Origin of the sequence: Actinoplanes derwentensis, assembly GCF_900104725.1 — a bacterium.
Taxonomy (GTDB): domain Bacteria; phylum Actinomycetota; class Actinomycetes; order Mycobacteriales; family Micromonosporaceae; genus Actinoplanes; species Actinoplanes derwentensis.
This window is the reverse complement of sequence record NZ_LT629758.1, coordinates 8,978,594-8,998,763: the sequence shown is the minus strand read 5'-3', so window position 1 is coordinate 8,998,763 and position 20,170 is coordinate 8,978,594. Positions and strand designations below refer to the sequence as shown.

Below are 20,170 nucleotides of genomic sequence, written 5' to 3'. Positions count from 1 at the left end.
CCTCCGACAAAATTCGCACGGGTTGCCTCTTACGGCGCACCCCCTCTCATCGCATCGGATGAGCGGCACCGGCCGGATGGATCGCGGCCGCGACCGCCCCGGCCAGGTCGGCCGCCTCCCCGCCCTCCAGCGTGCTGATCGTGACGCGGATCCCCGGCGGGGAGTCGATCCGGAAGATCGCCCCGGGCGCCACCGCGTAACCCCGATCGCGGAGCACCGTGATGGCCCGGGTCTCGTCCGGAACCGGGATCCAGACGTTGATGCCGGTGTCTCCGTGAGCCTCGACACCCTCGGCCCACAGGGCGGCACGCAACTCGCGACGGCGCTCGCCGTAGGCCCGCGCGGCCCCCGCCACCTGGCCGGTCACCTCCGGGTCCTGCCACAGCCACAGCAGCAACCGCTGGAGGACGGTGGAGACCCAGCCCATGCCGATCCGCATCCGCCCGGCCACCCGGGCCACGGTGGTCTCGTCACCCGCGAGCACCGCGATCCGCAGGTCGGGACCGAACGGCTTGGACGCGGAACGAATGAACGCCCAGGAACCCGTCACCGGACCGATGCAGTGCGCTTCCCGCTCGGCCAGCTCGGCGGCGTGATCGTCTTCGATGACCACCACACCGGGATGAGCACTCAGCAGGGTCCGCAGTTGTCCGGCCCGCTCGGCACTCACCGTGGCTCCGGTCGGGTTCTGCGCCCGGACCGTGACGATCACGGCCCGGGCACCGGCCCGCAGCGCGTTCTCCATCGCGCCGGGGTCGGGGCCGTGCCGGTCGACGGCGACCGGCAGCACTCGCAGACCGAGGGCGGCGAGCAAATCGATCACACCGGCCCAGCCCGGATCCTCGACCGCGACGGCGTCGCCGGAACGCAGATGCGCGACGAGCACCCGCTCGATCGAGTCGAGCGCTCCCGAGGTCACCACCAGGTCCGCGTCACCGACCGGGATGCCCTCAGCGGTCAGCCGGACACGCGCGGCATCGACCAGTTCCGGCATGGTGACGGCGGACACATACCCCCGGGGTGGGTCGTCCGCCGCTCCAGCGGCCGTCAACGCGGGAGCCAGCGACGGCAGGAGCCGCAGGTCCGGCTCGCCGGTGGACAGATCCCGCAGACCGGGCGGTGCCGGCACGAGTGACCCGGCCCGCGACACGGCCACCGCCGGGCGGGCACGGACCCGGGTGCCACGACGGCCCTCGGTCTCGATCACCCCACGCTGGCGCAGCTCCTGATAGGCCTTCGCGACCGTCGCGGGGCTGACGTGCAGGGCACCCGCGAGGACACGCACCGAGGGAAGCGCGGCACCGGCGATCCAGTCGCCCCGGACGACGCCCGACTCGATGCTGGCCGAAATCTCGGCGGCGCTCTCACCACTGACCTGGTACTGTTCTGCCACAGAAACGATTCTGTACTAGCACAGCAGCCTGTGCAACCCCAACAGCCAGCGGAATCCTCCGGGGAGGCCATGATGACCGACCTCTACACACCCACCCCGCGCACCACCGCGACCCGCACCCGTAAGCGGATGCACTACGAGCGGGAAGCCGCCCACGCCATCCTCGACGAGGCGTACGACTGCGCGGTGGGTTTCGTCGTGGACGGTGAGCCACGCGTCCTGCCGAACCTGCACGTTCGGGTGGACGACGTGCTCTACCTGCACGGTTCGACCGGTTCGCGGCTCGGGCTGGCGGGCCGCGGCGACGGTGTCCCGGTGTGCGTGACAGTGACCCTGCTGGACGCCTTGGTCTATGCCCGCTCCCAGTTCAACCACAGTGCCAACTACCGGTCCGTGGTCGCTCTCGGCACCGCGCGACCGGTCACCGACGAGGCCGAGAAACTCCGGGTGCTCCTCGCTCTGGCCGACAAGATCGGCGAGGGCCGCGCCGCGGACAGCCGGCCACCCAACCGGCAGGAGCTGGCCCAGACGAGTCTGCTCGCACTGCCGCTCGTCGAGGTGTCGGTTCGGGTGCGTTCTGCCGGGGCGATCGACGACCCCGAGGACATGGATCTGCCGCACTGGGCAGGTGTGCTCCCACTGCGCGTGGTGGCCGGGCCACCGGTGACCGAGCCGGAGGTCTCCGCAGCCCCACCTGTCTATCTGCCCGGCCACCCCGCCGACTGGCAGACCCCGGTCGTCCTGGAGGGCCGGCACGTCCGTTTGGAACCGCTCACGCCCGGGCATGTGCCGGCGCTGTTCGAGGCCCTCGACGACGAAGAGGTCTGGCAACATCTCCCGACTGCCCGGCCTCGGACGGCGGAGGAGTTCGCCGGCGACGTCACGGGAGTGCTCCGAGGCCAGTGGCTGGGCCAGCGCTCCGGGTGGGTCCAGATCGACCCGGTGACCGGCGCGGTGATGGGGATGACGACCTATCACGACATCGACACCGGGCTACGGGCTCTCGGCATCGGCCACACGATGCTCGGCCGCCGCTGGTGGCGGACCGGGGTGAACACCGAGGCGAAGCTTCTGCTGCTGGAGAGGGCCTTCGACGTCCTCGGCGCCGAGCGGGTGTTCTGGTATACGGACATCCGCAACGAGCGGTCCCAACGTGCCATCGCCCGGCTCGGGGCAAGCCGCGACGGGGTGATCCGCCGCCACCGTCCACGGGCTGACGGCAGCTGGCGAGACACCGTGGTGTTCGCGATGACGGCGGACGAGTGGCCGGCCGCGGCGCAGCACCTTCGGGATCGGCTGGCGGCAGGATGACCCAGCCGGCCCGGTTCTCCGGCCGCGGATCCGAGAAAGGCTGACGGATGCTCGGCATCACCGATTTCTGGACGTACGTGCTGGGCGTGGTGGCGATCGTGCTGCTGCCCGGACCGAACTCGATCTTCGTGCTCTCGGTGGGCGCACAGCGCGGGATCCGGGCCGGTTATCAAGCCGCGTGCGGTGTCTTCGTCGGCGACGCGGTGCTCATGATCCTGGCCGCGACCGGTGTCGCCTCGTTGCTGAACGCGTACCCGCCGCTGTTCCTGGTCTTGAAGTACGCGGGCGCCGCCTACCTGGCCTGGGTCGGTGTCAACATCATCCGCAGCGCCTGGCGCACGTGGCGCCAGCGTTCGGAGATCGCCTCCGCCACGACCGAGGAGATGCCGTCCGGCATGCAGCGGCCGTTCCGGCGGGCCGCCGTGATCAGCCTGCTCAACCCCAAGGCGATCCTGTTCTTCCTTTCGTTCTTCATCCAGTTCGTCGAGCCGGGCTATCCACATCCCACGCTGTCGTTCCTGCTTCTCGGCGCGGTCGTGCAGTTCTTCAGCGCGCTGTACCTGTCGGCGCTGATCTTCGGCGGGCGCTACCTGGCCGGGCAGTTCCAGCAGCGGCGCAGGCTGGCCACCGGGGCGACCACAGCGGTGGGCGCACTGTTCGTGGGTTTCAGCATCAAGCTGGCGACAGCCAGCGTCAGCTGACCTGCTCCTGAGCCACCCGGAACCCATTTGAGCCGGTCCGGTTGCCGAGCTAGCGGGCAGTCGGTTACGGCGGCGGGGTGGAGGTCGTGCGGCTCGCGTAGAAGGTGCCGCGGATCATCTGAATCTTGAGGAGGTCGGACTTCCAGGTTTTCGATGGAGTGCTCCAGCCGAGCGTGTAGGCCCGGCCGTTGCTCACGAACCAGCGGACACTCGCATGCCGGGATCCGCCGGCCGGTGAGCGGTAGCGGAACTCCCAGTCGGCGGCCTTGTTCAGCAACGGCACCGAGGCGATGCCGATCAGGGCGTAACCCGGCGGATTTCCGGAGCGGGCGATGCGGCGTTCGTCGTCCTGGAACGCCGTCAGTGGGTCGGCGGCGGGATCCCGGCCGGTGTCGAAGCTCATCACTCGGGCGCTGCGCGGGCTCCGGAAACAGTAGGTGCTGCCGACCCGCTGATAGGTCCAGCCATCGGGCACCGCGATGTGGAAGCCAGAGCCGTCGTTGAAGTAAGACCATCCAGCCTGGAGGGTCAAGCCCTTGACGCCGCGGGCCGCGCCGCGCTGCGGGGTCCGGGGCAGACCCGCGGGCCGGGCCGAGTCGCAGCGGACCGGCGAGTACGCCACCGCCCTGGAAGTCGCCTTCTCCGACGCGCTTCCGGGGGTGGGAGTCGCTGCGGGTAGGCGTCGCTGACCGGTTCCTGCTCCAGGGGGCACCGATCCGGACGAGACGACTCCCGGTGACTGCGTCCCGGGCGGGTTGGCTCCCTGTGACAGCGTCCCGGGCGACTGCATCCCTGGCGAGTTGGCTCCCTGTGACAGCGGGCCGGACGAGATAGGTCCCGGTGACTGCGGGCCGGACAGGGTCGCATCCGGTGACGCCGAATGTGGGGGTGTTGTCTCCGCTGGCATGCCGGGCAGGCCCACCGGCGGCTGTGGGGTGCCGGGGCGCGGTGACGGCATACCGGGTGATCCAGCTGAATCGGCTGGATCACCGGAAACCGGCGGGCTCGATCCGGCGGGTTCGGCGGATTCGGCAGCGGAGGCCGACAACGGAGCAGGCAGGAACACCTGAGGACTGGGGTCGTTCAGCTCCGTCACGTATCCGGCGAGCAGACTGCCGCCCAGCAGCAGGACGACCAGACCGGTGGCCGACAGACGGGCCCGGGTCACGCGGATCCGCGCCCGGCCGAGGCGGGACAGCCGGGACGGCTTCACTATCTGACCGGAAATGATTGGTCCTGGCTTGGGGCTGGCGAGCACCATCTCCTGACCGCCTGACCGGTTCGGACTGATGATCTCGGGCTCAGGAGCGGCGGACGATGCGGGCTCCTCGGACACGCTGCCGGTTCCAGTTCCAGTTCCGCCTCCCGATCCGACACCCGTTCCGGCTCCGGCTCCGGCAGGAGGTTCCGGCTCGAGTTCCGGCTCAGGTTCCGGCTCGAGTTCCGGGCCTGGACCCGGCTCGACCCCTGGCTCTGGACCCGGTCTTCGGACTGGCGCCTGACCGGAAACGGATCTCGGTTCGGGCTCGACCGGCATATCGGTCACAGTGCTGCCATCTGACCAGCTCTCGGCCACCGGCCGCTCTGGCGCCGCCCGCATGAACGGCGCGACCGGCGGCTCTGGCGCGACCGGCGGATCCGTGGGCACGGCTGCCGCGCGCTTCGGGCGGCTGGGGCCCGACGCCTTCGGAACCGGAGGCCTGGGCTCAGCGGCAGCCGCCGAGCGAGGCGTGCGCTGAGTGGGCAGCGGCGGGATCTCCCGCGGATCGGCGACGACGATCATGCGGAGGCGGCGCTCGACCTCGGGAGCGGTCAGCCGGTCGGCCGGTTCGTACCGCAGCAGGCCGCCGAGGATCGGGGTCAGTGGTCCGGCGCGGACGGGCGGGTCCGGTGGCTCGGTGGCCAGGGCGGCCAGGGTTGCCATCGCGGTCTCCCGGGCGTACGGCGAACGGCCTTCCACCGCGGCGTACAACGTCGCGCCGAGGGACCACAGATCAGATTCGACGGTGGACGCCCCGTCGAGACCGCGTTCGGGGGAGACGTACTGCGGGGAGCCCACGATCAGGCCGGGCGCGGTCACGGTGCCGTCGTCCACGTAGGTGGCCAGACCGAAATCGGTCAGCACCACGCGCCCGTCGGTGCCGATCAGTACGTTGTGCGGTTTCACGTCGCGGTGCAGCACGCCGGCCCGGTGCGCGGCGGCGAGGGCGTCCAGCACGGCGAGGCCGATCCGGGCGGCGACGACCGGCTCGTAGGGGCCGTCCTCCTGAAGGACCTGATGCAACGAGCGGGACGGCACGTATTCCATGACGATCCACGAGAGGCCGTCGGCGTGCACGACGTCATAGATCCGGACCACGTGCGGGTGATTCAGGCGGGCGGCGCTCCGGGCCTCGCGGAGTGTGCGCTGCCGCAGACGCGCCTGTTCGGCGTCGGTCATCCAATCGGGCGGAACGATCTCCTTGACCGCCACGTCGCGGTGCAGCATCTCGTCCCGGGCCAGCCAGACCCGGCCCATTCCGCCCGCACCGACCGGCTCCCGAAGACGGTACCGGCCGGCGACGAGTCTCTGCCTGACCGTCATCGGCACCCACCCATCACGTCGGAGATCAGGATAATCAGGTACAGACCACCCATGGAATGACGATCACCCGGTCACCGCGTGGGCCATTTTTTGTCGTACCCCCGAGGCAGGATGTGTGGCATGGCAGAGGTGCTAGCGAAGTTCGGTCCGGCCACCAGGGAGTGGTTCACGGCTGCCTTCGCCGCGCCCACCCCTGCTCAGGCCGGGGCGTGGCAGGCGATCGAGGCGGGGCGCAACGCGCTGGTGGTCGCGCCGACCGGGTCCGGCAAGACGCTCGCCGCCTTCCTCTGGTCCCTCGACCGGCTGGCCGGTGAGCCGTTGCCCTCCGAGCCCCGGCGGCGCTGCCGGGTGCTCTACGTGAGCCCGTTGAAAGCACTGGCGGTCGACGTGGAGCGCAACCTTCGGGCGCCGCTGACCGGGATCCGGCAGGCAGCCGGGCGGCTCGGCCTGCCCCCGCCGGAGATCACCGTCGGCATGCGCACCGGCGACACTCCGGCCGAGGAGCGGCGAGGCTTCGCCCGCACCCCGCCGGACATCCTGATCACCACGCCCGAGTCGTTGTTCCTGCTGCTCACGTCGGCGGCCCGGGAGTCGTTGCGCGGCGTCCGCACAGTGATCCTCGACGAGGTGCACGCGGTCGCGGCGACCAAACGCGGCGCGCATCTGGCCCTGTCACTGGAGCGGCTGGACGCTCTGCTGGAGAAACCGGCACAGCGGATCGGCCTGTCCGCGACGGTGCGGCCGATCGACGAGACGGCCCGGTTCCTCGGCGGCGCCCGTGACGTGGAGATCGTCCAGCCGCGTACCGCCAAGACCATCGAGGTGACGGTCGAGGTCCCGGTGGAGGACATGACCCGCCTGGACGAGGTGCCGGACACCGATCAGGACGATCCCGGGTCCGGCCGGCGCACCCCGTCGATCTGGCCAGCGGTCGAGGAGCGGGTCCTCGACCTGATCGAGGCACACCGGTCGACGATCGTGTTCACGAATTCGCGCCGGGGTTCCGAGCGGCTCTGCGCGCGTCTCAACGAGTTGGCCGCCGAGCGTGCCGATCCGTCGTCCACACCGGCCGACGGCGGGTCGCGGATGCCCGCGGAGATCATGGCGCAGGCCGGCGGCACCCGGGGCGCGCCGCCGATGGTGGCCCGCGCCCATCACGGCAGTGTCTCCCGCGAGGAGCGCAAACAGATCGAGGAGGCGCTGAAGACCGGTCAGCTGCCGGCGGTGGTGGCCACGTCGAGCCTGGAGCTGGGCATCGACATGGGCGCGGTCGACCTGGTGGTGCAGATCGAGGCGCCGCCGTCGGTCGCGGCCGGGTTGCAGCGCATCGGCCGGGCCGGGCACCAGGTGGGTGCGGTCTCGCGCGGGGTGGTCTTCCCGAAACATCGCGGCGACCTGCTGTCCTGCGCCGTGGTCGCGGAGCGGATGAGCGCCGGGGCCATCGAGGAGCTGCGCTGTCCGCGTAACCCGCTGGACGTGCTCGCCCAGCAGATCGTGGCGATGGTCGCCCTGGACGAGTGGCAGGTCGACGATCTGGCGACGCTGGTGCGGCGGGCCGCGCCGTTCGCCGAGCTGCCGTCGTCGGCTTTGCACGCGGTGCTCGACATGTTGTCCGGCCGTTATCCGTCGACCGCTTTCGCTGAGCTGCGGCCGCGGCTGGTCTGGGATCGCGCCACCGATCAGCTCACCGGGCGGCCCGGCGCGCAGCGTCTCGCCGTGACCAGTGGCGGCACGATCCCCGACCGGGGCACGTTCGGGGTCTTCCTGGCCGGTTCGGAGCGGGCGTCGCGGGTGGGCGAGCTGGACGAGGAGATGGTGTACGAGTCTCGCGTCGGCGACGTCTTCCTGCTCGGTTCGACCTCCTGGCGGATCGAGGACATCACCCCCGACCGGGTGCTGGTCTCCCCCGCTCCGGGCGCGCCGGCCCGGATGCCGTTCTGGAAAGGTGATTCCCCCGGCCGCCCGATCGAGCTGGGCCGGGCCATCGGCGCCCGGCTGCGGGCCCTGACCAAGGCCGGGGACGAGGCCGCGACCACGGCGCTGCGGGAGTCGGGCCTGGACGAGTGGGCGGCCGGCAACCTGGTGGCCTATCTGCGCGAGCAGCGCGAGTCGACCCGTCATCTGCCCGACGACCGGACCGTCGTGGTGGAGCGGTTCCGCGACGAGCTGGGTGACTGGCGGCTGACCGTGCACTGTGTGCTGGGTGCCAAGGTCAACGCACCATGGGCGCTGGCGATCGCCCGGCGGCTGAGTGAGCGGTTCGGGGTGGACGGTCAGGTGATGCCCTCCGACGACGGCATCGTGGTGCGCCTGCCGGACACCGCCGACGAACCACCCGGTTCCGAGCTGGTGGTCTTCGATCCGGAGGAGATCGCCCAGATCGTCGAGGAGGCGGTCGGCACCTCGGCGCTGTTCGCGTCCCGGTTCCGGGAGTGCGCGGCCCGGTCGCTGCTGCTGCCGCGCCGTGATCCGAAGCGCCGGCAGCCGCTCTGGCAGCAGCGGCAGCGGTCGGCGCAACTCCTCGACGTGGCCCGGGAGTTCGCCGACTTCCCGGTCACGCTGGAGGCCGCCCGCGAGTGTCTGCAGGACGTGTTCGACGTTCCGGGCCTGTCCGGGCTGATGCGGGAGATCGCCGGCCGCAAGATCCGGCTGGTGGAGACGGAGACGTCGCGCCCGTCACCGTTCGCCCGGTCGCTGCTCTTCGGTTACGTGGGCACCTTCCTCTACGAGGGGGACGCCCCGCTGGCCGAGCGCCGGGCCGCCGCGCTGGCTCTCGACTCGACGCTGCTCGGTGAGCTGCTCGGCCGGGTCGACCTGCGGGAGCTACTCGATCCGGCGGTGGTGGCCGAGACCGAGACACAGTTGCAGTGGCTCACCGCGCAGCGCACCCCCCGCGACGCCGAGGACGCCGCCGAGCTCCTCCGGCTCCTCGGCGACCTGTCACCGGCCGAGCTGGCCGTGCGCGGTGTCCCCGAGGAGTGGGTGACCGGGCTGGAGGCGACCCGGCGGGCGATCCGGGTGCGGGTGGCCGGCGAGGACCGGTGGATCGGCATCGACGACGCCGCCCGCTATCGGGACGCGCTCGGGGTCGCCCTGCCGGTCGGCATCCCCGAGGCCTATCTGGAATCGATCGCCGACCCGCTCGGTGACCTGGTCGCCCGCTTCGCCCGGACACACGGGCCGTTCGCGGCGGCGACCTGCGCGGCCCGGTTCGGCCTCGGGGTGTTCGTCGTCGAGCAGGCACTGAAACGGCTCACCGCGACCGGCCGGGTCACCTCGGGCGAGTTCTCGCCGGGCGGCGCCGGGACGGAGTGGTGCGACGCCGAGGTGCTGCGGATGCTGCGACGGCGTTCGCTGGCCGCGCTGCGCCGCGAGATCGAGCCGGTGCCGCCGCGGGTGCTGGCCACCTTCCTGCCCCGTTGGCAGCAGGTCGGCGGCAACAACCGCGGGGTGGACGCGCTCGCCGCCGCGCTCGATCAGGTACAGGGTGTGGCGGTTCCGGCGTCCGCGTGGGAGCGGCTGGTGTTGCCCGCGCGGGTCGCCGACTACGCTCCGCCCCTGCTCGACGAGTTGTGCGCCGCCGGGGAGGTGCTGTGGGCCGGTTCCGGGTCGATCTCCGGTGGGGACGGCTGGGTGACGCTGGCCTACGCGGAGAGCGCGCCGCTGCTGCTGCCGGTGCCCGACGAGGAGTTCGCCGCCACCCCGCTGCATCAGGAGGTTCTGGCCGCGCTGGAGGACGGGCAGGCCCTGTTCTTCCGGTCACTCTCCGACCGGGTCGGTTCGACCGACGACACCGAACTGTCCGCAGCCGTGTGGGACCTGGTGTGGGCCGGGCATCTCACCAACGACACGTTCGCGCCGCTGCGGGCCCTGCTCGGCGGCAGTGGCGCGCACAAGACGAAAGCGGCACCGGCCCGCTCCCGGTACCGGCGCCCCGGCCGGCCGAGCATGCCCGCCCGGGGTGGTCCACCGAACATGGCGGGCCGCTGGTCACGGCTGCCGGCCCGAGATCTCGATCCGACCCGCCGGGCCGCAGCGGTCGCCGACCTTCTCCTGGAACGACACGGCGTGGTGACTCGAGGCGCGGCCGTCGCGGAGGGGGTGACCGGCGGGTTCGCGGCGGTCTACCCGGTGCTGGCGGCGCTGGAGGAACGCGGCACGGCCCGCCGCGGCTACTTCGTCGAGGGCCTCGGGGCGGCGCAGTTCGCGGTGCCGGGCGCCGTCGACCGGTTGCGGGCACTGAGCGAACCCGGCGAGGACCATCGAAACCTGCCACCAGCGGTGGTGCTGGCGGCGACGGACCCGGCCAACCCCTACGGCGCCGCACTCCCCTGGCCGGACCGGATCGTGGACAGCGGCGACCCGGAGACACCAGGCAGATCCGGTCACCGAGCCGGTCGAAAAGCCGGCGCCCTGGTGGTACTCACCACCGGTGACCTGGTGCTCTATGTGGAACGCGGCGGCCGAACCCTGCTGTCCTTCACCGACGACACCGACCTGCTGACCCGCGCGGCCCACGGCTTGGCCTCCGCGGTCCGCTCCGGCGCCCTGGGCCCGATGTCGGTCGAACGAGCCGACGGCGAATCGGTGCACGCCTCCCCACTACGCGACGCACTGACCGCGGCGGGCTTCCGCGCGACCCCCCGAGGCCTGCGCTTGAGAGCATGAAAAGACATTTCCGGTACGAGACGACCGCCCCGCCGAACCACACCTCCCACCCCGTTCCCGCGAGGCAGGCGACACACCGGGCCGACACGCGGCCGCCGGGCCGAATGCGATGCCCACCGCCCCGAAGACAAACGCGATGCCCACCCTCCCGAGCACAAGCGGTGGGCATCGCCCAAGGGCGATGCCCACCCGCTCCAAGCGCAAGGAGTCCCACCCCTGACGTGGGAGCACGGGTTGCCACGCGGCGGTGCTGGGCCGGGGTGGGGTGTCCCACCCCGGATGCGGGAGCACGGTCAGGGTGGTGGGGTGAGTTCGGGTTCGATTCGCATCCTCGATCGCCACGTGCCCCGGACCGCGAACCGTCTCCAGAGACGTTCGCGGTCCAAGTGCGGGAGCCGATCCGCGTGGCTGGCCGGAGTTCGATTCACGCCCCAGCCCGAACCGCGGAACGTCTAGAGCTGCGGCGCGACCTCGGCGGCGACCAGGTCCAGGTGGTCCAGGTCGGACAGGTCGAGGACCTGCAGGAACAGGCGAGTGGCGCCGGCTTCCGCGTAGCGGCGGATGGTGTCGGCAGCTTCGGCGGGGGTGCCTACGATGCCGCCGTTGGTGCGCATCTCGTCGGCTTCGCGGCCGATGGCGGCGGCGCGACGGTTCACTTCGGCGTCGTCGCGGCCTACGCAGAGGACGGCGGCGGCCGAGAACGCCGGGTGGTCGGTGCGGCCGATGGCGTCGGAGGCGGCGCGGACCCGGTCGTACTGGGTGGAGATGTCCTCGATCTTGGCGAACGGGACGTTGAACTCGGTGGCGAAGCGGGCCGCCAGGTGGGGGGTGCGCTTCTTGCCGTGGCCGCCGACGATGACCGGCGGGCGTGGCGACTGGGCCGGCTTGGGCAGCGCGGGCGAGCCGGCGATCTGGTAGTGCTTGCCGGCGAAGTCGTAGGTGGACCCGGCCGGCGTCTCCCACAGCCCAGTGATGATCTCCAGCTGCTCCTCGAGCCGGTCGAAGCGCTCGCCGAGGGGCGGGAAGGGGATGCCGTACGCGGAGTGCTCGTCCTCGAACCAGCCGCCACCGAGGCCGAACTCGACCCGGCCACCGCTCATCTGGTCGACCTGGGCGACGGCGATCGCCAGCGGGCCGGGCAGGCGGAACGTGGCCGAACTGACCAGGGTGCCGAGCCGGATCCGCGAGGTCTGGACGGCCAGCGCGGCGAGCGTGATCCAGGCGTCGGTCGGGCCGGGCAGACCGGAGCCGTCACCCATCTTGAGGTAGTGGTCGGAGCGAAAGAATCCGTCGTATCCGCCGTCCTCGGCGGCTTTGGCGACCCGCAGGAGATCGTCGTGGGAGGCACCCTGCTGGGGTTCGGTGAAGATCACGAGACGCATGGCTCAACACTGCCATGTCGCTCCGGCGCGCCCGTCCCGCATCGATCAACAACAGGCAGTAACGTTCCCCACCATGCCCGGTTATGGATGGATCAGTTTCACCACCGATTACGGCACGTTTGACGGCTTTGCCGCCGCCTGTCACGGCTCGATCGCCCGCGTGGCGCCCGAGGTCCGGGTGATCGACGTCACTCACCACGTTCCGCCGGCTGACGTCACCCGTGGCGCCGCGGTCCTGGCGCAGACCGCCCCACACCTGCCCGCCGCGGTGCACCTCGCGGTCGTCGACCCGGGAGTCGGCACGGCCCGCCGCGGCATCGTGCTGACCACCCCGAACGGTCTGCTGATCGGCCCCGACAACGGCCTGCTGATCTGGGCGGCCGAGGCGCTCGGCGGCATCACCGCCGCACACGTGCTGGACAACAAGGACTGGCAACTCGGCGACGTGTCCCGGACGTTCCACGGACGCGACCTGTTCGCCCCCGCCGCGGCCCGCCTGGCGTCCGGCGCCGCCCCGGAAAAGGCCGGTCCCGAGGCCGATCCGGCGACCCTGATCCGCCTGCCCGACCCGGCGGTCACCATCGGCGACGGCTGGATCGAGGCCGAGGTGCTCACCGTCGACCGGTTCGGCAACGTGCAACTCGCGGCCGACGCCGCGGCTCTGTCCGGCCTCGGCTCCGACCTGCTGATCAACGGCGGTGTCCGGGCCCGGCGCGGCACCACGTTCGCCGACGTCAACGCAGGCGAACTCCTGGTCTTCCCCGACTCCGCCGACCGCGTCGCCATCGCCGTCAACAATGGCCGCGCCGTCGTCCTCCTGTCCGTCCGCCCCGGCGACACCGTCCGCATCACGGCCCGCTGACCGCATCACGGCCCGCCGCCGCACCACGGCACCACCGCCCACCGCACACCGCCGCATCACCGCCCACTGCCCACCGCCCACCGCCCGCGAGGGCCCCACCCGCCCGCGAGACCCGGCGCCAGCCCGGACTCCCGACGCGACGAACGCGGGTCCGCGCCTTCCAAACCCAGATTTGATACGCCGCTCCAAAGCCCTGTCACATCCGGCGGCAAGGCAGGCGTCACCTCCCGATCGTCCCTGGCGTCCGACTCATGCATGCCCCTGGCGGCAAGGCATGTCCGGGCAATGCCAGCAGGCCGACGGGCAAGAGCGGCTGACCAACAGGCAAGGCCAGCCGGCAAGGCGGAGCGGGCGGCTGGCAAGGCAGAGCGGGTGTGGCGGCAAGGCAAGGCGGGGGTGGCGGGGCCGGAAATCCGTGACCCGGCAGATGATCGGGGTCCCCGCCGCGTTCATCGTGCGGCCCCGATTCGTCGTTCCCCCCGCAGACCGCGGAGCCAGGTCCCGCATGACCGCGGCTGCGGCCCCGGCCCGGGCCGGGGCTGGCCAAAGTGAGGCGGGCGGGCCGGGCAGGCTGAGGCGAGGCGGGCCAAGGCGGGGCGGGCCGGGCCAAGGCAGGGCGGGCCGGGCAAGGCGGGGCGGGCCGGGGCAAGGCGGGGCGGGCCGGGGCAAGGCGGGGCGGGGCGCCGGGGACTGCAAGAGTGCGGCGGTTGTGGTGGGTGGGCCTGGGTTAGAGGCGGTGGTGTACCCAGATGTTGGGCTCGACGTAGACCGCGTGGTTCTGGGTCGTGTCGCAGTGGATCGGGGACAGGGCGCCCGGGACTTCGACCGGGCCGGTGGTGTCGAAAGGGAGGCCGGTCCAGGTTCGCCACTGAGGCAGGGTTCCGGTGATGGTCATGCTGTGGTGGGCTACGTTCACGATTCGGGCACCGGCCCGGACGTGCACTCGGAGCCACGGGTCGGTGGGCAGGCCGTCGGGGCGGGTTCGGTAGGCGTACTCGTCGATCGGATCGTTGATCTTCAAGGGTTTGCCGTTGGGGCGGACCGGGGCGACCAGGTCGCTGAAGCCGTGGGCCGCCGCGTTGTCGCGCATCGCGCCGAGCATCCGGCCGGACAGGCCGCTGCCGCGCAGGTCGGGGCGGACGGCGATCTCCAGCGCGGACACGATCGCCGGTGCCGTGCCGGAGAGCCGGTCGTGGACGGCCGTGCGGATCACCCAGTCCCAGCCGCCTTCGGGCAGGCCGGCCTCGATGTCACCGGTCCACGAGATCGGCACCGCGTGCGCTTTCGCCACCGGCCGCCCGGTGCCCCGGTCGACGGCGAGCAGCGTGAAGTCGGGCCAATGTGTGTCGAGGTACCGGTAGTAGAACCCGGCGGTCGGGTCGTTCGTCATGAACTCGGGCCAGTTCCCGGTGAGTTCCTCGAACAGTGCGGCGCGATCCCCGATCGGGGCGATGTCCAGGTCCACGCGGACAGGATGGCACGCACGGTTTCCCGGCCTGGTAAACGGGCAGAATGGGAGGTATGCCGGAAGGCGACACTGTCTGGAACACGGCCCGCGTGCTGGAGAAGGCCCTGACGGGGGAAACCCTGACCGGCTCCGATTTCCGGCTGCCGCGGCTGGCCACCACCGACCTGACCGGATGGACCGTCGCCGAGTCCGCCAGCCGGGGCAAACATCTGCTGCTGCGCCTGACGAAGGACGGCCGGCCCGCGCACACGCTGCATTCGCACCTGCGGATGGAGGGCGCCTGGCGGTCCTATGCGCCGGGTGAACGCTGGACCGGCAGGCCCGCCCACCTGATCCGGGTGGTCCTGCGCACCGCCCGTTCAGTGGCCGTCGGCTTCCACCTGCACGACGTGGCGCTGCTCCCGACGGCCGGCGAGGACACCCTGGTCGGCCATCTGGGCCCGGATCTGCTCGGCGCCGACTGGGATCCGGCCGAGGCGGTCCGCCGGATCTCCGCGAAACCGTCCGCCAGCATCGCCGAGGCCCTGCTGGACCAGCGCAACCTCGCCGGAGTCGGCAACCTCTACAAGGCGGAGACACTGTTCCTGCGGGGGTTGTGGCCGTGGACCCCGGTCGCCGACGTGCCGGATCTGACCGCCACGGTCGTGCTGGCGCAGAAACTCGTCGCCAACAACCGTGGCCGCTGGACGCAGACCACCACCGGTTCGCTCTTCAAGGGCCAGACCAGCTACGTCTACGGCCGTCGTGCCCAACCGTGCCGTCGCTGTGCCACCGCGATCCGCAAAGCCGAGCAGGATGAGCGTGTCACCTACTGGTGCCCGCGCTGCCAGCCGGAGAACCGGTCAGACCGCGGGCTGGCTGCCGGGTGAGGTGCGGCGGTCCTGGGCACGGAGTTCGGACAGGGCCTCGGCAATGCCGCGGAGTTGGTCGGTGGCGTCGACCAGGCTGAAGTAACCGGGGTGACGGGTGTCGGTGACCGGATGCCCGTCCTCGGCGACGTAACTGGCCGCCGCGACGACCAGTTCCTCGTACGCCGCGACGCCCTCGATGAACTGGTCGGCCAGCCCGGCGTGCGATTCGACGAGCGTCTCCCGGTTGCCGGTCTGGCCGAACGGGATGGCCCGCTCCACACTCGCCGCCCGCTGGCCCAGGTCACGCAGCCACTGCTCGGCGGTCGCCGCTTCGAGCAGGGTGGTCTCGGCGGAGCCGGTGAGACGGCCGGCCAGCCCGGTCATGGCGGTCGAGGCCCGCTCGAGACGGTCCCACGCGTCGGCGATCGCCGAACCGCGCAGGGCGTAGCGCTTGTGCTGCCGGCGGACCTCCCGGACCACCGCCTGCCCGGCCGGGAACCGCTCCAGAGCGGCGGTCAGCCGGTCCTGTTGCAGGCTGGGCGGAGGCGCCGGGGCAGCCGCCAGCTCACGATGATCGCTCCAGCGCCACCAGGCCAGCATCGCCGAGGCACCGGCACCGGCCGCCCACAAGGCATCCACGAGACCGATACCCGCGTAAGGGGTGAGGACGGCGGTAGCCGCGGTCAGGCCGCCACCGAGGACACTCCAGCGCCGCGCGGAACCCCGCAGGCGCTTGAGCCGCCGAAAATACTTGGCTCGCTCATCCACCGCCGCTCCCCCTTCTCAAAATCAGCCCGCGGCCGAGGTGTCGCCGCGCTTCTGGTTGAGGCTGGCCCGGATCTCGTCGAGACGGGCGACGCTTGCCGAGTCGGCGGCCATCGTGCCGGGCTGCTCGACGGCGGGCTGCGCCGTGGCACCGCCCAGTTTCTCGCCTGCCATGCTCGACCGGATCTGCTCCAGCCGCGACGAACCGGCCAGGTCCAGACTGGACTTCTGCACTTCCAGCATCCGGCCCTCGACCGAGTTGGAAGCCAGCTCAGCCCGGCCCATGGCACTCGCGTACCGCTGCTCGATCTTGTCGCGCACCTGGTCCAGCGACGGGGTGTTACCCGGCGCGGCCAGCTGCGACATCGACTCCAGCGACTGCGCGACGGTCTCCTGCATCTTGGCCTGCTCGAGCTGGCTGAGCAGGCGGGACCGCTCGGCGATGCGCTGCTGGAGGAGCATCGCGTTGTTCTCGACGGCCTTGCGGGCCTGACCGGCCGCACCGAGAGCCTGGTCGTGGAGAGTCTTCAGGTCCTCCATCGACTGCTCGCCGGAGACCAGCTGAGTGGCCAGCGTCTGCGCGGTCGACTCGTACTTCTGGGCTTCGGCCTCATCGCCGGATGCTCGGGCGCGGTCGGCGAGCACTAGAGCCTGACGGGCCATGCCCTGCAGTTTCTCGACCTCGGACATCTGCCGGGACAGCTTCATCTCGAGCTGCCGCTGATTGCCGATGACGGCGGCGGCCTGCTGCACGAGAGCCTGATGCTGACGCTGGGCGTCCTCGATGGCCTGCTGGATCTGGACCTTCGGGTCGGCGTACTCATCGATCTTCGCGCCGAAGAGCGCCATCATGTAGTGCCAGCCCTTGACGAACGGATTCGCCATCTCGTGGTGTCCCCTCAAATGTCGCTCTGTCGGATGCGTCACCGCTGTTCAGTGCGGGAACACGAAACCCATCGTGACAGCCGGACGCCACCGGCGTCACGGGTCCTCCGGGGGATCTCAGGGTTGTCCCTTGGCATACGAGGTTACGCCTCCCCTGGTGGGCGTAGCGAGACGTGAAACAGGCCGGACCGCTCCCTTGGAGCGGCCCGGCACAGACGTATTCATGATCAGGCGGCGTAGACGATGTCCCGCTTCGGCTTACGGGTCGCGTGCAGCGTGGCCTTCAGCGGCGAGTCGCGGCGCACTGCGACGGAGACATCCCCGCCGGCGGTCGCCTTCTCGTCGAGCGGGACGAGCACGCCCTCCATGTTCTCCGCCAGGGCCAGCGTGTTGCTGACCTCGCCGAGCAACTCGGAGAGCCGGGCGCCGAGGGCATCGCAGATCGCTGCCAGCAACTCGCTGGACGCTTCCTTCTGACCACGCTCGATCTCGGACAGATAGCCCAGGCTGACGTTCGCGGCGGTCGACACCTCACGCAGCGTGCGGTGCTGCCCCTGCCGGCGCGCACGAAGAGCGTCGCCGATAACACGGCGTAGCAGGACCATGGCACCTCCTCCTGCGTGCGAGGCCGCCGGCTGAAGCCGGAGGCTTCGCACAACCGTACCTGGCCCGAGCCGCAGCGACATCCCGCCCCGCCGAATTTTGCGACCGCCCGAACACACAGAGAATCGGACAACCGGCGCAGTTACGGAAGTAATCCCAGCTCAGACCATAGCCGGACGGTCCCGCAGAGAGTCGGTGAGCAATTGCAGGACGGCCGTCACACTTTCGGATCGGATGGCCGCACGATCTCCGGTGAGGCGCAGCTCACGTACCTCGGTCCGGTCCGGGCCGGCGACCGCCACATAGACCAGCCCGACCGGCTTCCCGTCCTGCGGCTCCGGGCCGGCGACCCCGGTGGTGGACACTCCCCAGTCGGCGCCGCAGCGGTCCCGGGCGCCCTCGGCCAGGGCGGCGGCCACGTCCGGATCGACCGGTCCGCGCTCGTCCAGCAGGACACCGGGCACCCCGGCCAGCACCTGTTTGAGTTCGGTGGCGTAGACGACCAGCCCGCCCCGGAAGACGGCACTCACCCCGGGGATCGCGACGATCGTCGCGGCCACCAGACCGCCGGTGAGCGACTCGGCGGTGGCAAGCGTCTCGCCCCGGCCGGCGAGCGCGCGCACCGCCGCCACGGCGGCCACCGCGACGTCCATCAGGAGCGCCGCAGTCGCAGCGCCTGCATCACGTAGTCGGCGCCGGTGACCACGGTGACCACCAGTGCGGCACCCATCAGCACCACGCCGCCGAGGTGGAACGGTTCCGGGACCGGCCACAGGTACCAGGCGATCGCGACGGTCTGCAGTCCGGTCTTGAGCTTGCCGCCGCGCGAGGCCGGGATGATGCCGTACCGGATCACCCAGAACCGCAGGGCGGTGACACCCCACTCGCGGATCAGGATCACCACCGTCACCCACCAGGACAGCGGGCCGTAGGCGGAGAGGAGCACCAGGGCCGTGCCGGTCAGGGCCTTGTCGGCGATCGGGTCGGCGACCTTGCCGAACGAGGTGATCAGTGACCATCTCCGGGCGATCCAGCCGTCCGCGAAGTCGGTGGCCGACGCGACGCAGAAGGCGAGACAGGCCGCGATCCGCCAGTCCGGGTCGTTCATCTCGGAGGTGACGACCATCGACAGGAAGACCGGGATCAGCACGATCCGGACCACGGTCAGGGCGTTGGCCGCGTTGTAGAGCGACACCACGCGCGGCGCCGGAACCGGCACCGGCTCGTTGGTCACCGGGTCACCGGGGCGGCCGAGATCATCTCCACCGGCACCGCGATCAGGTCCACTCCCTCGGTGCCGGTGACACGGGCGCGAACCAGGTCGCCGGGGCGCAGCATCGACAGGTCGACACCCTCCTCCGGCGAGGAGACCAGGGTGGTTGAGCCGTCGACCTCGGGGGCCTGGTGCTCGGCGCGACCCTCGACCTCACCGTCGTCGGTGGTGTCGACCAGCACCTCGACCATCTCGCCGAGACGATCCTCGGCGCGCTGCGCGCAGAGCTCCTCGGCGAGCGCGACGACCCGGTCGTACCGCCGCTTGATGGTCGCGTCCTTGATCTTGCCGTCCAGCCCGGCGGCCTCGGTGCCGTCCTCGTCGCTGTAGTCGAAGACACCGATCGCGTCGAGGCGGGCCTCGGTGAGGAAGCGGATCAGCTCGTCCACGTCCTGCTTGGTCTCGCCGGGGAAACCGACGATGAAGTTGCTCCGGGCCCCGGCGGCGGGCGCCAGCTTGCGGGCCGAGTCGAGCAGGTCCAGGAAGCGCTCGGTGGAGCCGAACCGGCGCATCCGGCGCAGCACCGGCTCGCTGGAGTGCTGGAACGACAGGTCGTAGTAGGCGGCCACGCCGGGGGTGGTGGCGATCGCCTCGACCAGGCCGGGCCGGGTCTCGGCGGGCTGCAGGTAACTGGCCCGGACCCGGACGATGCCGTCGACCTTGGCCAGCTGCGGCAGCAGTTTCTCCAGCAGGCGCGGGTCGCCCAGATCCTTGCCGTACGACGTGCTGTTCTCGCTGACCAGCACCAGCTCACGGACGCCGGTCTTGGCCAGCCACTCCGCCTCGGCCAGCAGCTCCTGCGGGTCACGGGAGACGAAGGCGCCACGGAACGCCGGGATCGCGCAGAACGCGCACCGCCGGTCACAGCCGCTGGCCAGCTTGAGCGAGGCGACCGGGCCGGTGTCGAGCCGGCGGCGCAACACTTTGCGCAGGTGGGCGGGGGTGTGCTCGTCGACGGTGGCGTGGCCTGGCACCACGACCTTGGCGGTGTGCCGCTCGACCGGGGTGATCGGCAGCAGCTCGCGACGGTCGCGCGGGACGTGCGAGGCGTGGCTCTCGCCGCGCAGCACGCTCTCCAGACGGTCGGTGATGTCGGTGTAGTCGTCGAAGCCGAGCACCGCGTTGGCCTCGGGGAGCTGATCGGCCAGCTCCTTGCCGTAGCGCTCGGCCATGCAGCCGGCGGCGACCACCTTGGCTCCGGTGTCGGCGGCGGCGAGGAGGGTGTCGATCGAGTCCTGCTTGGCTTTCTCGACGAATCCACAGGTGTTGACGACGACGACGTCAGCGCCCTCGGCGTCGGTCCCGACCTCCCAGCCATCGGCGTCGAGTCGGGCGGCCAGCTCTTCCGAGTCGACCTCGTTACGGGCACAGCCCAGCGTCAGCAGCGCGACACGGCGGGTGGGAGGAGTTCCAGACACCCGACA

General features: G+C 71.3%; 15 protein-coding genes. 5 read left to right on the top strand and 10 right to left on the bottom strand.

From position 1 onward, the window contains the following. Positions 1-46: 46 nt before the first annotated feature. Entirely contained in the window at positions 47-1,393 is a 1,347-nt protein-coding gene (locus BLU81_RS40255; protein WP_092553772.1) for an aminotransferase class I/II-fold pyridoxal phosphate-dependent enzyme, read from the bottom strand. 72 nt (positions 1,394-1,465) lie between these two features. Between BLU81_RS40255 and BLU81_RS40250 the strand changes: the two genes are divergently transcribed. Continuing rightward, positions 1,466-2,704 (top strand): bifunctional pyridoxamine 5'-phosphate oxidase family protein/GNAT family N-acetyltransferase, encoded by a 1,239-nt coding sequence (locus tag BLU81_RS40250; RefSeq protein ID WP_092558320.1) that lies wholly within the window; start codon positions 1,466-1,468, stop codon positions 2,702-2,704. A gap of 47 nt (positions 2,705-2,751) precedes the next feature. Further along, entirely contained in the window at positions 2,752-3,405 is a 654-nt protein-coding gene (leuE, locus tag BLU81_RS40245; RefSeq protein WP_092553769.1) for a leucine efflux protein LeuE, read from the top strand. 64 nt (positions 3,406-3,469) lie between these two features. Here leuE and BLU81_RS51115 read toward each other — a convergent pair whose 3' ends face one another. Further along, on the bottom strand, positions 3,470-5,989 hold the full coding sequence (locus tag BLU81_RS51115) for a serine/threonine-protein kinase (RefSeq protein WP_231953738.1): 2,520 nt from the start codon (positions 5,987-5,989) through the stop codon (positions 3,470-3,472). Positions 5,990-6,100: 111 nt separating this feature from the next. Here BLU81_RS51115 and BLU81_RS40235 point away from each other — a divergent pair, with 111 nt between their 5' ends. Continuing rightward, a complete protein-coding gene (locus tag BLU81_RS40235; RefSeq protein WP_092553766.1) occupies positions 6,101-10,657 on the top strand; it encodes an ATP-dependent helicase in 4,557 nt (1,518 codons plus the stop codon). Positions 10,658-11,109: 452 nt separating this feature from the next. Here the strand turns inward: BLU81_RS40235 and BLU81_RS40230 are convergent, their stop codons facing one another. Next, complete coding sequence (locus tag BLU81_RS40230) at positions 11,110-12,039, bottom strand: LLM class F420-dependent oxidoreductase (RefSeq protein ID WP_092553763.1); 930 nt, start codon at positions 12,037-12,039, stop codon at positions 11,110-11,112. Positions 12,040-12,112: 73 nt separating this feature from the next. Here BLU81_RS40230 and BLU81_RS40225 point away from each other — a divergent pair, with 73 nt between their 5' ends. Continuing rightward, complete coding sequence (locus BLU81_RS40225) at positions 12,113-12,901, top strand: SAM hydrolase/SAM-dependent halogenase family protein (RefSeq protein WP_092553760.1); 789 nt, start codon at positions 12,113-12,115, stop codon at positions 12,899-12,901. A 727-nt stretch (positions 12,902-13,628) separates the two neighbouring features. Here BLU81_RS40225 and BLU81_RS40220 read toward each other — a convergent pair. Further along, positions 13,629-14,366 (bottom strand): N-acetyltransferase, encoded by a 738-nt coding sequence (locus BLU81_RS40220; RefSeq protein ID WP_092553757.1) that lies wholly within the window; start codon positions 14,364-14,366, stop codon positions 13,629-13,631. A 56-nt stretch (positions 14,367-14,422) separates the two neighbouring features. Between BLU81_RS40220 and BLU81_RS40215 the strand changes: the two genes are divergently transcribed. Then, positions 14,423-15,238, top strand: a complete 816-nt coding sequence (locus BLU81_RS40215; protein WP_092553754.1) for a DNA-formamidopyrimidine glycosylase family protein — start codon at positions 14,423-14,425, stop codon at positions 15,236-15,238. Here BLU81_RS40215 and pspM read toward each other — a convergent pair. The 6 genes from pspM to rimO all read right to left on the bottom strand — a co-directional run bounded on the left by pspM (position 15,212) and on the right by rimO (position 20,164). Continuing rightward, positions 15,212-15,988, bottom strand: a complete 777-nt coding sequence (pspM, locus tag BLU81_RS40210; protein ID WP_092553751.1) for a phage shock envelope stress response protein PspM — start codon at positions 15,986-15,988, stop codon at positions 15,212-15,214. The genes BLU81_RS40215 and pspM overlap by 27 nt on opposite strands. 21 nt (positions 15,989-16,009) lie before the next feature. Beyond that, positions 16,010-16,870 carry a PspA/IM30 family protein gene (locus tag BLU81_RS40205; protein ID WP_092553748.1) on the bottom strand — a complete coding sequence of 287 codons (861 nt, stop codon included), beginning with the start codon at positions 16,868-16,870 and terminating at the stop codon, positions 16,010-16,012. Between the two features lie 227 nt (positions 16,871-17,097). Further along, on the bottom strand, positions 17,098-17,475 hold the full coding sequence (locus BLU81_RS40200; RefSeq protein ID WP_092553745.1) for a helix-turn-helix domain-containing protein: 378 nt from the start codon (positions 17,473-17,475) through the stop codon (positions 17,098-17,100). A gap of 159 nt (positions 17,476-17,634) precedes the next feature. After that, positions 17,635-18,126, bottom strand: a complete 492-nt coding sequence (locus tag BLU81_RS40195; protein WP_092553742.1) for a CinA family protein — start codon at positions 18,124-18,126, stop codon at positions 17,635-17,637. Then, complete coding sequence (gene pgsA / locus BLU81_RS40190) at positions 18,126-18,707, bottom strand: CDP-diacylglycerol--glycerol-3-phosphate 3-phosphatidyltransferase (RefSeq protein ID WP_092553739.1); 582 nt, start codon at positions 18,705-18,707, stop codon at positions 18,126-18,128. The genes BLU81_RS40195 and pgsA overlap by 1 nt, the downstream gene beginning before the upstream one ends. Further along, complete coding sequence (rimO, locus tag BLU81_RS40185) at positions 18,704-20,164, bottom strand: 30S ribosomal protein S12 methylthiotransferase RimO (protein ID WP_092553735.1); 1,461 nt, start codon at positions 20,162-20,164, stop codon at positions 18,704-18,706. Before rimO ends, pgsA begins: the two co-directional genes overlap by 4 nt. Positions 20,165-20,170 lie beyond the last annotated feature (6 nt).